A 13,461-nucleotide genomic window follows, 5' to 3' on the forward strand; every position below is an offset into this window, starting at 1 on the left:
TAAATTATTTTTTATTAGTTGAAATTATTTTGTATTTATTTGAAATTGAAGATTTTTATTAATACATATTTGTGTGATTGAAAATTTTATTATATAAAATTGTTAGATATCTTGAAATTTATTTTTCCATCAGCAATGTAAAATGTAAAACAGGATATCGAGAAAATATTCAGATTTTCATACTGGCTCAACATCGAAATCCTTTATAATTTTTATCTTTGATAAAAAGATCATTAATATGAGAGATAAGTTTTTATCTTGGGGGATTGTATTGGTAATTGCTACGTGGGTTGTGGCGTTGCTGATCAGGGCGCATTACTGGATACCCATTCTCCTGACAGCAATTTATGCGCTGGGTATGCATAATACCTATCAGACAAAACACGCTATTCTGAGGAATTTTCCTGTATTAGGCTATTTCCGATATTTTTTTGAAAGTATTTCACCGGAAATGCAGCAGTATTTTATTGAACGGGAAACAGACGGAAAGCCTTTTCCGAGAAATCAGCGTTCTGCAGTATACCGAAGAGCTAAAAATTTAGGAGATACTGTTGCCTTCGGGACACAACTGGAAGTTAATCACCGCAAATATGAGGGAATCAAACATTCCATTTATGCAAAATCTCCTTCGGAAGAACTTCCGAGAGTATGGGTAGGAGGAGAACAGTGTACACAGCCTTATCATGCTTCTATATTTAATATTTCAGCGATGAGTTTCGGATCTTTAAGTGACAGAGCCCAGATTTCTCTTAACAGAGGTGCAAAAAAAGGAAATTTTTATCATAATACAGGAGAAGGGGGTATTTCTCCTTATCATCTTGAAGGTGGTGATCTCTGCTGGCAGATCGGAACAGGCTATTTCGGCTGTAGAGATAACGAAGGAAAATTCAATCCTGAGCTTTTTGCAAAATATTCCAATCTTCCTAACGTAAAGATGATTGAGATTAAATTGTCACAAGGAGCTAAACCCGGACACGGCGGAGTATTGCCTGGCGTTAAAAATACCCCTGAAATTGCTAAAATCCGTCATGTCACCCCGGGAATGACTATTATTTCTCCGCCATCACATTCAGCGTTTTCTGATGCTGCAGGATTATTGAGGTTTGTACAGGAACTGCGGCAGCTTTCAGGGGGGAAACCTGTTGGATTTAAACTTTGTATAGGAGATACAAAAGAATTTGAAGATGTCTGTGTTCAGATGAATGTACTTAAAATTTATCCGGATTTTATAACGGTTGATGGTGCTGAAGGAGGAACAGGAGCTGCACCTCCGGAATTTTCTGACGGAGTAGGAATGCCGCTGGAACCTGCATTGATTTTTGTCAACAAAACATTGAAAAATTACAACTTACGAAATAAATTACGGGTGATTGCCAGTGGAAAGGTTCTGACAAGTCTTGATATTCTGAGAGCTATTGCTATGGGTGCGGACATGTGTAATAACGCGAGAGGATTTATGTTTTCATTGGGCTGCATCCAGGCTTTGAGATGTAATTCAAATAATTGTCCGACAGGTGTTGCGACACAGGATAAAATGCTTATCAAAGGTTTGGATGTTACTGATAAGGCGGAAAGGGTCTATCACTTTCATAAGAATACGCTTCATACCTGTAATGAGCTTATTGCTGCTGCCGGAAGGAGTTCTTATGAAGAAGTTGACGCCAGTATGTTTATGAGAGGTGATGAATTTGACCACCTTTCCGATCTCTATTTCCCGGATATTTTAGGGAATGTGAAAAGTAAATCAAATTTTTAAACATAAAAAAACGCTTCAAAAAATGAAGCGTTTTTTTGTTATTTATCACCTTCAGGCCTTACATTAGCCTTATATATTTCAAAATTAAATACAAAACAATTATTCTGGAGAGAATATCCGGTATAATTATAATGAGTATCTCTTGCAAAGGCAGCTCTTGACGGAACAATAATAACCCCTTGCAAATTGTAAGCATCACCATCAGCTTTGTCAGCAAAACCTTTAAAATATTTTAATCCCTCCTGAAGCCCTTCGATTTCGTAATAGCTTCTCTGTTTTGCTGCGGTAGAATTATTGGTATTGTTTACTATAGATTTTTTAACATAATAAAATGCGGGGTCTGTCACAGGAGATCCTGAGCCATTAATCGTGTTTAAAAGTGTTCCTGCGCTACCAAAAGAAACTTTCCCGTCACTTTCTGCGGCAAGATAGTAGTTGGCTCTCATCATGGTTCTGATCTGTGTTGCATTATCTGCAGTAGGATTAGTTTCCAATGTTACACCTGCAGATGGCTGAGCGCCGGTTCTTATAATATAGATCACTCCCGAAGGAAGCTTTACAGGACTAAGCTCAGAAAGTTTTTTTTCATTATCATCAGCAGTATCTGTTGAACTGAACGCTTTTATATTTCCTTGTGCATCGAGATAGTTCTCATCCATAAATTTTTGAATAGCCTGATCGTCATATGAATTTCTTACTGCTATGTCATCCGGTTCTACAAAAGTTTCAACCTCATCATCCTTTTTACAAGCAGAAAAGCACAGAGATCCCGCAAGGATATATAAAAATATTTTTTTCATTTCAAAAACTTTAATTACTTTACAAATAATATAACGACAAAAGTATAAAAAATTATGAGAATAGATAAATTTTTATGGAGCATTCGTTTTTATAAGACCAGAACCATTGCTACTGAGGAAATTAAAAAAAACAGGGTTTCTATTGGTGATTCGGTGGTGAAGTCTTCTAAGGAGGTGAAAGAAGGTGATGTTATCAAGATCCGTAAAAATCAGATTGACTATAAAATAAAAGTTATACAGATCCCAAAAAGCAGAATAGGAGCGAAGCTGGTGCCTCTTCACATAAAGGATGTGACGGATAAGGAGCAGTATGAACTTTTGAAAATGCGCAAAATGTCTCAGGATTATTACAGAATCAGAGGTGAAGGTAGACCCACCAAAAAAGACAGAAGAGATATGGATGATTATGTGGAAAACGATATTTCTTCTGATTTTACCGATTGGGATGATTTTTTTGGTGAAAAAGATGGTGACAATTCCGAAGATGATTAACAGATATAAAGCTCTAGAGATAGAGCTTTTCTATTATCTCAACAACGATTTCTTCAGGCTCTCTGTTATCAGTAGTTATATTAAACTGTGCTTTGCCATAAAAAAAATTACGCTCAAATAGGTGCTTTGCAATAAATTCCGAAAGATCCTCATCTGAAATATTGGCAATCAGAGGACGCTTCTCTTTCTGCTTGCTTAGCCTTTCTGATAAAGTGCCCACAGAAGCCTTTAAAAAAATACTTTTGGAGTTACTGTTAATAATTTCCATATTGTTGTAATAAGCAGGAGTCCCGCCGCCAAGGCTTAGAACAACATTTTCCTCAGTAGCCAAAATTTCTTCGAGGGCCTCCCGTTCAAGCTTTCTAAAGTATATTTCTCCCTTTTTCTCGAATATCTCAGGAATAGTTAATTTATTTCGTTTAGAAATCTCTTTATCGAGGTCGATGAGCCTAAAATTGAGTTTTTCGCTTAATATTTTGGAAATGTGAGATTTGCCACTTCCCATGTATCCGACTAGTGAAATTATCATGAATTTTTTTTAAACAAATTTGCAAAAAAGTTTTGAGAAATAAAAAAAAGCTATATCTTTGCACCACTTAAAACAAGGGACATTATTCAAATGAAAACTTGATAATAAAGTGGCCGACTCGGTAGCTCAGCTGGTAGAGCAATACACTTTTAATGTATGGGTCCTGGGTTCGAATCCCAGCCGGGTCACAAGCGAAAAATTACTAGATTTTTGTAATTTTATTGCCTGCGTGGTGAAATTGGTAGACACGCCATCTTGAGGGGGTGGTTTCCTAAGGATGTGCTGGTTCGAGTCCAGTCGCAGGCACTGCAGAAAATTGAAATAATTAATACTGAAAAATAAGAATTTTGTTTTATATTTATCATTATTAATTGTGGCCGACTCGGTAGCTCAGCTGGTAGAGCAATACACTTTTAATGTATGGGTCCTGGGTTCGAATCCCAGCCGGGTCACAAGTTTACTGAAAAGTAAATTTTTTTCATATTAATATTTTGTGATTTGGTGTTTCAAAGGCTTCCCTCAGGAGGCCTTTGATTTTTTATATGCTACTATTGTTTTCTTCCATTTTTTTGCGGGCAATCTAATAAACAAAAAAGCGTTACCCAAAAGCAACGCTTGTATCTTAACAGTAAATGTCTAAAATCTTTAGTCTAAGCCTCAACCTCAGCCTATTCTTTTTAATCCAAATGCATATTGTCAATCAATCTTACTCCATCTACAACAACTACAATAAATGCTCGGAAGTTTCTGTCCTTATAGAAAAAATCTGTTTCTTTTAACGTTTCTTCATCAGCAATCAAAAAGTATTCAAGCTGCATTCCTCTTTGGTTGTCGAAAATATCCTGTACTCTCTGTTTGATTTCGGGAATCGTGATGACACGAAACCATTCATTGACTTTTTTTAAGGTTTCATAGATAACTTTGGATGCTTCTCGCCGATCTGTGTCAAGCCTTTGATTTCTGGAACTTAACGCTAATCCGTTTTCCGCCCTGTAAATAGGAACACCTTTTATTTTAACCGGAAGTTTTTTCTTTTCAACCATTTTTCTGATAATCGCCAATTGCTGAAAATCTTTTTCGCCAAAATAGGCGTTGTCGGGTTTTACCTGTCTGAAAAGTTCTTCTACAACCGTTCCTACACCGTCGAAATGTCCTGGCCTGGATTTGCCTTCCATTTCATCTTCCAGTCCGTCGAAATTATAATGTTGACTTTCTGTTTTTTCAGGATAAATATCAGTTACTTCAGGAATATAGACCGCGTCTACAAGTCCTGATTTTTCAAGAATTGAAATGTCTCTGTTGATGTCTCTCGGATATTTTTCAAGATCTTCCGGATTATTAAATTGGGTAGGGTTAACAAAAATTGATGAAATCACTAAATCATTCTCTTCTTTTGCATTTTTATAAAGCGATAGATGGCCATCATGAAGAGCTCCCATCGTAGGTGCAAAACCTATCTTCTTTCCCATTTCTTTCTGTCTTTCAATAAAATCCTGAAGAATCTTCTTGCTTTTTAAAACTTCCATAGTTTATTTTAATAGTAATTCAAAAATACTAAAAATATCATATAGTAATGATACACTTACACACTGTTTTAGTAATTTCAGCACGCTAATTATCGTAAAAAAATGTTAATTAAACTAATGTTGAATGTTTTTTCGTAATTTTGCACATTAAAGCATTTTTACAAAAATTAGATAGAAGTTTATGCCGAATCAAAAAATACTGTACATTACTACAGAGATGTATCCATATCAGGAAGATACAAATATGGCTGCAGTGGTAAACAAAATGGCACTTAAGATGCACAATGAAGGCAATGATGTAAGAGTTTTTATGCCAAGATTTGGACAAATAAGTGAAAGAAAGTTCCAGCTTCATGAGGTAATCCGTCTGTCCGGAATGAATATTATTATTAATGATCTCGATCAGCCTCTAATCATTAAAGTAGCGTCTCTTCCGGGGGAAAGACTTCAGGTTTACTTTATCGATAACGAAGAATATTTCAAAAGAAAACAATATTATTTTGATGATGAAGGAAATCCTTTTGAGGATAATGACGAGAGAGCGATTTTCTTTGCCAGAGGTGTAATCGAAACCATCAAAAAACTGAACTGGGTTCCGGATGTGATCCATTTAAACGGATGGATGTCTTCTTTTGTTCCTATTTATCTCAAAACCTATTACGAATCAGATACTTATTTTAAGGATGCAAAAATTGTTCTTTCTTTATACAATGAAAAGGATGCACCTTTAGCTGGAAATATTGACGAAAAGCTGAAATTTGATAATATTTCAGGGTTAAAAGCGTTAGATAATCCAAGTGTAAAAACTTTTGTTATCGAAAGTATGGACTATGTGAACATGGTGGTAAAAGGAGACGAATTCCTTGATGAAGATCTTGATAAGGCTTTTAACGAAACGTCCACCTCAAAGTCGGAATACCTTGATGTAGATTCTATTAATCAACTTTATTAAAAAAACACATTTTTAATGACTCATACTATTAAAAAGACAATCACAGCGTTATGTCTGATGATTTTGGGAAGTATATTGCTTTATAACTGTGAGCCGGATCCGGATAGCCTTGGAGAACAACTGTTTCTGAATGGTGCAGCGCAGGGCAAAGAGGAAGCTTTCCCTGTAATTGCTTATAATATTGATAACAACGATACCATCCGAACCGATGCGGCTAAACTTGCGTATGGCGTGCTGGGAGCTTTCGATGAGAGTCAGTTCGGAATGCAAAAAGCATCATATTTAACACAGGTAAAACTTTCAACCTATGATCCTGATTTCGGGACGAATGCACAGGTTGATTCTGTAGTTTTGGTTATAAAGCCAAGATTCGCCAGCGATTCTGTGACTACAAATACGGTAGATGATAACTATACATATACTACTGCAGCTGATGGTGCAGTCAATGCGAAGAAAGTCGTAAATACTTATCCTGCCTTAAAATTCGGAAAGGCAAAAAGAAATTTGACTATCAAAGTACATGAAGTTACTACATTCTTAAAATCAGCTTCGGATACGGTAAAATCTAATGCTTCGTTTGAGTTTGATAACACAAGAGAACTTGGTTCAAAAGTATTTAACGGTAATGTTAGTTCAGTCGCAATTACAAAAGACGATGGTGGAACTGCCTTATTTACCGCATCGACTCCTGGTATTAGAATTCCATTGGACAAGCAATTCTTCCAAGATAAAATCATTGCTAAAAAAGATCAGCCTGAACTTTCAGATGCTTCGAATTTTATCAGATATCTAAAAGGCTTAAGAATTTCAGTTGCTGAAAATGACGGTTATTTATTCCAGTTTTCTCCGAACGATATGGAGATGATCATGTATTATAAATATGAAACTACAGGCAGTACAACAAAAACGCAAACCTCTTACTCATTTGTAATGGGATCTGGAAATGCGCATATTGGTCAGTATCAGTATCTAAGAGATAACTCGTTTAAAAGTAAACTTGCTAGTAATATGCGGCTTTATACTCAGGGTATGGGAGGTCCTTCCATAGGGATTAAAATTCCGGAATCAACTATTATTGATCTTAAAAATTCATATGAGAACGAAAAGGCAGGTATCATAAGTGCTAAAATAAGATTGTACATTGATCCTCAATGGTATAAAACGAATTATCCAAAACCCTCTGAATTTACTTTACTGCGTAAATATGTAGACCCAAGTACCACTGGAGCTACGAAGGTGAGGGCGGGCTTTACCAATGATTTGCTGAAACTTGGAGGAATTCCCGGATTTACAATTTTTAAAGCATACGATAATGAAGCGAATGATAAACATTACTATGATTTTACCGTGACACAATCTATAAAAGAAATGATTGAGCCTAACAGTAAATTAGAAACTGATAAAACGGAAACCAAATATCTTAAAATTGATTTGGGAAGTTTTGAAAAGAGTCCTGACGGAACAAGTCTTGTGGGATACAAATCTACTACAACACCTTATAACACCACCAGAGCGGTGTTTATTGGTGATGCTTCAAATCTCGACAACCCTGACAGGGTTCAGCTTATTGTAACTTACGGGACAAAATAAATTTAAAACACTTAAACACTTGATATAATTATGTGCGGAATCGTTGGATATACAGGTTTTCAAGACGCTTACGATATAGTAATTAACGGTCTTAGAAGACTAGAATACAGAGGGTACGACAGTGCCGGAATCGTTTTGGAAGATGGAAATAATAAGCTGGAAGTTGAAAAAACGAAAGGTAAGGTAGAGGATCTTGTAAATATTTCCAGCCAGTTGAAAGGTAAAGCTAAAATCGGAATGGGACATACACGCTGGGCTACTCACGGTGTTCCTAGTGATAGAAATTCTCACCCGCATTTGTCTAATAATGGTAAGCTGGCTATCATTCATAATGGGATCATTGAAAATTATGATACCATTAAAACAATGCTTACGGAAAAAGGATTTACTTTCAAATCTGAAACGGATACTGAAGTGTTGGTAAACCTTATTCAGTATTTTATGGACCTTAATGCAGAAACAGATTTTCCTACCGCTGTAAGATACGCTTTGAATGAAGTTTATGGTGCGTACGCCATCACAGTAATGCATCAAGATTATCCTGGAGTATTGGTTGTGGGAAGATTGGGATCTCCATTAGCCATCGGAATTGGAGATAAAGAATATTTTATTGCTTCAGATGCTTCTCCTTTCGTAGAATTTACAAAAGAAGCTATTTACCTTGAAGAAGGGCATATGGCGACTATCTCATTGGAAAACGGAGTAGATATCAGAACGATCACTGAAAATTCTAAAATCGTACCTGAAATCCAAAAGCTTAAATTAAGTCTTGAGCAAATTGAAAAAAGCGGATATGAACATTTTATGCTGAAAGAAATCTTTGAGCAGCCAAAATCTGTTCATGATACAATGAGAGGAAGATTACTGGTTGAGGAAGGCGTTATAAAAATGGCAGGAATCTGGGATTATATCGAGAAATTCAAAAATGCCAACAGAATTATTATCATTGCTTGTGGAACATCATGGCATGCCGGACTGATCGGGGAATACCTTATTGAGGAATACGCAAGAGTTCCTGTGGAAGTGGAGTATGCTTCTGAATTTAGATACAGGAACCCAATTATTACAGATAAAGATGTGGTAATCGCAATTTCTCAGTCAGGAGAAACGGCAGATACAATGGCCGCTTTGAAACTTGCAAAAGAAAAAGGCGCATTCATTTATGGTATTTGCAACGTCGTAGATTCTTCTATTGCAAGAATTACCGATGCTGGATCTTATACGCATGCAGGTCCGGAAATTGGTGTTGCTTCAACAAAAGCTTTCACTGCACAGCTTACTATTCTTACTTTAATTGCATTTAAATTAGGTAAGCATAACGGAAACTTAGGAAATGCAGATTTCATGAGTTTAATCGCTGAATTAGATGCTATTCCTAAAAAAATCGAAGATGTATTAGACGCTACCCATGAGCTTGTACAAAATATCGCTAAAGATTTCGTACAGGCAACAAATTTCTTATATTTAGGAAGAGGGTACAACTATCCGGCAGCGCTTGAGGGAGCCTTAAAGCTTAAAGAAATTTCATATATTCACGCTGAAGGTTATCCTGCAGCTGAGATGAAGCACGGCCCGATTGCTCTGATTGATGAAAATATGCCAATCGTTATCATTGCACCAAAAAAAGGACATTATGATAAAATCGTGAGCAACGTTCAGGAAATCAAGGCAAGAAAAGGAAAAGTAATCGCTGTGGTAAACAGAGGAGATGTCCAGGTAAGCGAAATGGCAGATTATGTTATTGAGATTCCTGAGACTTCAGAATGTTTTTCACCGATCATCGCATCAGTGCCATTACAGCTTTTAGCATACTATATTGCAGTCTACAGAGGAGCTAATGTTGACCAGCCAAGAAACCTCGCTAAATCTGTAACTGTGGAATAAAAAATACTTGTAAATAAAATAAATTTAGATTTCTTTCGTTATTTCAAAAAAAATCTTAAAAGTTTCTTAAAAAAATTATATATTTACGGCTTAATTATAAAAATTAACATGAAAAGGATATTTCTTTTATTATTGTCTGCGTCAGTAGCGTCGGTATCTTGTTCAGGTGGTGGTACTTCTTCTGTGGGGAAACCAGGAACAAAAGGAGAGTTGATACCAAGAGAAAAAACAAAATCATTTGTTGCGGAAAGACCATACGGCATGGTTGCAATTCCTGCAGGATCATTTGTTGCGGGGCTAACTGATCAGGATTTTACAGACAGTCCTGAAAAAGCTCAGGCCAAAACTGTTACTGTTTCTTCTTTCTTCATGGACGAAGCAGAAACGACTAATGCTGAGTATAGAGTATTTATCAATTATGTAAGAGATTCTATCGCAAGAACCTTACTTGCTGAAGCTGCCGGAGAAGGTGGAGAAGGTAAAGGAAGAGGAACAAGCATAGGAGATTATGCATATCTTGCTCAAAAAGAAGAAAACTTAACACCATATCAGGAATATTTAGAAGCTCAGGGTGGAGGAGATGAAAGTACTTTCGATCCTACCAAAAAAATTGACTGGAAAGTTCCATTGCATTGGAATACGTCTAAATATCCAGACGTAGAATATGCAGAAGTTCTTGAGTCAATGTATTTACCTGCTTCTTCAAGAGTTGGTAATGAAAGAATCCTTGATGTTAGTAAACTTAAATACACGTACAGATGGGGAGACATGGATATTGCTCTTGCTGAAAAAGAAAGAGGTGTAAATTATCTAAGAAGCGAAAGCATCGCAATCTATCCTGATACTACTGTTTGGGTAAAAGATTTCCATTTTGCTTATAACGAACCATTGTTCGAACAATATTTCTGGCACAAGGCTTACAAAGATTATCCTGTAGTAGGAGTTACCTGGGACCAGGCGAGAGCTTACTGTAACTTCAGATCTAAATTGAAATCTGACTATAACGAAAGTTTAAAAAGAAGAAAGCAAAGACCATTGCAGTTCAGACTTCCAACAGAAGTAGAATGGGAGTACGCTGCAAGAGGTGGAATGCAAAATGCTACTTATCCGTGGGGTGGCCCTTATTTAATGGACGACAGAGGGTGCTACTTGGCAAACTTTAAGCCTAAGAGAGGTGATTACATGGAAGACAACAAAAAAGGTACTTACACATATACTGCTCCGGTAAAGAAATTTAAGAAAAATGGGTACGGATTATATGATATGGCTGGAAACGTTTCTGAATGGACAGAATCTGCTTACAATAACTCATCATATGGATTCTCATCTACATTAAATCCTTCAACTAAGGATAAAACGGATGATAAGAGATCTGTAAGAGGTGGTTCTTGGAAAGATGTAGGATATATGCTGATGACTGGTGCTAGAGACTGGGAAAGAAAAGATTCAGCGAGAAGCTATATAGGATTCAGAACTGTACAGGATATTCCTGAAGCTGCTGTTAAGCCAAGAAAAGTTAACAGATAATTTATCAAACCCTTATTTTTCAATATTTTTTATTTAACATTAAAAAAAACTAACTTATATGTTTAAGACTAAAGATGCTTGGATGAATTTCTTTTATTCATTCGGTGCTGCAATTGTAATTCTTGGAGCTTGGCTTAAAATTACTCACATCAACATTGGACCGATTACTGGTAACGTTGCTCTTACAGTGGGACTTATTACAGAAGCGATCATCTTCATTATCTTCGCTTTCGACCCGCCAAAAACTGAAGAATCTTATGCTTGGGAAAACGTATATCCGGAATTATTAGATAAACATGCAAACCCAAATCCTTTACATTCTAATGTATCATCAAGAAATACAATAGATCATTTTGCTGAACTTGAAAATTCTCTTTCAGGAAAATTAGATAAAATGCTTCAGGATGCTAAATTGGATGTTCAATTATTCGAAAGATTAAGAACAGGGATTGATAAATTCTCAAGTTCTGTAGATCAGATTAACCAAACTGTAGACGTTTCTGCCTCTACACACAAATATAACGAGCAATTAAATAAAGCAGCTCAACATATGGAAAGTATGAATGCGCTTTATGCAATGCAATTGGAAAACGGACAAAGACAGTCTGATTTTGCTAAAAAGTATGTAGAAGATATGCAAAAATCTGTTGAACACTCTGAAAAATTCAATCAAGAATTACAAGGTTTAACATCTAACTTAAATAACTTAAACAGAGTTTATGGTGGTATGTTGACTGCTATGAAGTCTTAATTCCTTAACCATTTCTAAATTTAACTACTTAATCTAAAACAAAAGAAAAGAATGGCACAAGGAAAACAGACACCTCGTCAGAAGATGATCAACCTGATGTATTTGGTGTTCATCGCGATGATGGCTCTAAATATTGATGCGGAAATCATAAGATCATATTATGACTCTACAGTGGCTTTAAAAGAAACTCGATTATTAACGGAAAGAAAAAACGAAGATATTTTCGAGAAAACTCTTGAAGCTAAAGCTCAGCAGGTACCTGATACCTACGCTCAGCCTTGGCAACAATATCAGAAACTGAAAGAGAAAATCAATGCATTGGTTCAACATGCAGATCAAATCAAAGATAAACTAAAAAAGGAATCTGAATTTGTAGAAAAAGATCCTAAAACAGGAAAATTAGTTGATGTTAGTGAGAATTTCTCTGCGCTGAACAACAATGAAGCTACGACGAAATACTTCTTTAAAGATGGTGATGAAAATTCTGCATCAAAAGGAGCTACAGAATTAAAAGCTAAGATTGATGATGTAAGGAATTTTATTAATGCAACTTTTGGAGGAAACTCTCAGCTTAAAGATTTAATTGACAGAGCAAATAAATCATTAATCGCTGAATATCCGAAAGGACAGTCTCCTAATAATAAAACATGGCTTCAAAATAAATTTTATCATCAGCCGCTTATTGCAGCGCTGTCTAATCTTGAGATTATTCAGAACGATGCAAGAAATGTACAGTCTGATGCATTAGCCTTGTTATTACAGGAAAAAGTTGATGCCAGCATTAAGTTTACAAGCTACGAAGCTATTGTATCAGCACCAGTTGATGTTGTTGCAGGTAAACCTGCTGAAGCGGTTGTAATGTTAGGAAACTATTCTAACAGTAACAAAATCAGTATTTCAGGTGTAGGAAGACAGGAAAATGGTAAAGGATATGCAACTTTAAATACAAGTGGAATCGGAGAGCATACGTTAAGTGGAAATATTACATTGACAGATGCCACAGGTAAAGCACAAAACTTCCCATTCACGCATACTTATAATGTAATTGCGGGTCCTCAGGAGGTGAAACTTCAGAAAGGTTTACTACTTTCAGCTGATAAAATGAATGTAATGTATAGAGGTCTTGATAATCCAGTTTCTGGATCTATCTTAGGTGCTGATAATGCTAAACTTTCATTATCTGCTCCTGGTGCTACAGTTAAAAGTACAGGCCCAGGTAAGTGGAATGTTAAACCAGGCGCAGGAAATATATTGAAGATTACGTTATCTGGAACAGATCCTTATGGAAAATCAATTTCTCAGGTATTTGAATATCGAATTAAAAATGTACCACCGCCACAAGGACAAATCAGAGGTAAAAATATTTTACCGATGCCTGCGGGATCAGTTGAGAATCAATCTCTGTCTGCTGTGATTCCTGATTTTGACTTCCCTGTATCTTTCAACGTGACTTCGTTCATGGTTAGAGTTCCTGGTAGAGCGGCTTTACAAATTCAAGGTAACTCACTACAGGCTGCTTCTGGATTATTTAGAAATCTAAGACCTGGAGATGGTGTTTATATCTTTGATATTAAAGCGACAGCTGTTGGTTTAGGAGATCAAAGAATTGGAAATATTTCACCAGTATTAATTAATATCCAATAAAATTAATAGA

General features: G+C 36.1%; 11 protein-coding genes and 3 tRNA genes. 11 read left to right on the forward strand and 3 right to left on the reverse strand.

Annotated features, from left to right (window positions below):
• Window positions 1-238: 238 nt before the first annotated feature.
• A complete protein-coding gene (locus BMW64_RS12575; protein WP_090000308.1) occupies window positions 239-1,756 on the forward strand; it encodes an FMN-binding glutamate synthase family protein in 1,518 nt (505 codons plus the stop codon).
• A gap of 38 nt (window positions 1,757-1,794) precedes the next feature.
• Here the strand turns inward: BMW64_RS12575 and BMW64_RS12580 are convergent, their stop codons facing one another.
• Window positions 1,795-2,556 carry a hypothetical protein gene (locus BMW64_RS12580; RefSeq protein ID WP_090000309.1) on the reverse strand — a complete coding sequence of 254 codons (762 nt, stop codon included), beginning with the start codon at window positions 2,554-2,556 and terminating at the stop codon, window positions 1,795-1,797.
• 54 nt (window positions 2,557-2,610) lie between these two features.
• On the opposite strand from BMW64_RS12580, the gene BMW64_RS12585 reads away from it, so the two are divergent.
• A complete protein-coding gene (locus tag BMW64_RS12585) occupies window positions 2,611-3,048 on the forward strand; it encodes an RNA-binding S4 domain-containing protein (protein WP_090000310.1) in 438 nt (145 codons plus the stop codon).
• Window positions 3,049-3,061: 13 nt separating this feature from the next.
• Here the strand turns inward: BMW64_RS12585 and BMW64_RS12590 are convergent, their stop codons facing one another.
• The gene (locus tag BMW64_RS12590) at window positions 3,062-3,577 is read right to left on the reverse strand and encodes a shikimate kinase (RefSeq protein WP_090000311.1); all 516 of its coding nucleotides are present in this window, start codon (window positions 3,575-3,577) and stop codon (window positions 3,062-3,064) included.
• 115 nt (window positions 3,578-3,692) lie between these two features.
• On the opposite strand from BMW64_RS12590, the gene BMW64_RS12595 reads away from it, so the two are divergent.
• From BMW64_RS12595 to BMW64_RS12605, 3 genes are all read left to right on the forward strand, one after another.
• Window positions 3,693-3,765, forward strand: a tRNA-Lys gene (locus tag BMW64_RS12595).
• A 35-nt stretch (window positions 3,766-3,800) separates the two neighbouring features.
• Window positions 3,801-3,883, forward strand: a tRNA-Leu gene (locus tag BMW64_RS12600).
• A 73-nt stretch (window positions 3,884-3,956) separates the two neighbouring features.
• A tRNA-Lys gene (locus BMW64_RS12605) sits at window positions 3,957-4,029 on the forward strand.
• Window positions 4,030-4,254: 225 nt separating this feature from the next.
• On the opposite strand, the gene panC is transcribed toward BMW64_RS12605, so the two are convergent.
• Window positions 4,255-5,103 (reverse strand): pantoate--beta-alanine ligase, encoded by an 849-nt coding sequence (panC, locus tag BMW64_RS12610; RefSeq protein ID WP_090000312.1) that lies wholly within the window; start codon window positions 5,101-5,103, stop codon window positions 4,255-4,257.
• Between the two features lie 181 nt (window positions 5,104-5,284).
• Between panC and BMW64_RS12615 the strand changes: the two genes are divergently transcribed.
• The 6 genes from BMW64_RS12615 to porM all read left to right on the forward strand — a co-directional run bounded on the left by BMW64_RS12615 (window position 5,285) and on the right by porM (window position 13,451).
• Window positions 5,285-6,055: a glycogen/starch synthase gene (locus BMW64_RS12615; protein ID WP_090000313.1), complete on the forward strand. Its 771-nt coding sequence runs from the start codon at window positions 5,285-5,287 to the stop codon at window positions 6,053-6,055.
• A 15-nt stretch (window positions 6,056-6,070) separates the two neighbouring features.
• Window positions 6,071-7,645 carry a DUF4270 family protein gene (locus BMW64_RS12620; protein WP_090000314.1) on the forward strand — a complete coding sequence of 525 codons (1,575 nt, stop codon included), beginning with the start codon at window positions 6,071-6,073 and terminating at the stop codon, window positions 7,643-7,645.
• 30 nt (window positions 7,646-7,675) lie between these two features.
• Window positions 7,676-9,529 carry a glutamine--fructose-6-phosphate transaminase (isomerizing) gene (gene glmS, locus BMW64_RS12625; RefSeq protein WP_090000315.1) on the forward strand — a complete coding sequence of 618 codons (1,854 nt, stop codon included), beginning with the start codon at window positions 7,676-7,678 and terminating at the stop codon, window positions 9,527-9,529.
• A gap of 108 nt (window positions 9,530-9,637) precedes the next feature.
• A complete protein-coding gene (gene porK, locus BMW64_RS12630) occupies window positions 9,638-11,056 on the forward strand; it encodes a T9SS ring complex lipoprotein PorK/GldK (RefSeq protein ID WP_090000316.1) in 1,419 nt (472 codons plus the stop codon).
• 58 nt (window positions 11,057-11,114) lie between these two features.
• Entirely contained in the window at window positions 11,115-11,807 is a 693-nt protein-coding gene (gene porL / locus BMW64_RS12635) for a type IX secretion system motor protein PorL/GldL (protein ID WP_090000317.1), read from the forward strand.
• 51 nt (window positions 11,808-11,858) lie between these two features.
• A complete protein-coding gene (porM, locus tag BMW64_RS12640; protein ID WP_090000318.1) occupies window positions 11,859-13,451 on the forward strand; it encodes a type IX secretion system motor protein PorM/GldM in 1,593 nt (530 codons plus the stop codon).
• Window positions 13,452-13,461: the final 10 nt, after the last annotated feature.

Source organism: Chryseobacterium taichungense (assembly GCF_900109935.1).
Lineage (GTDB): Bacteria > Bacteroidota > Bacteroidia > Flavobacteriales > Weeksellaceae > Chryseobacterium > Chryseobacterium taichungense.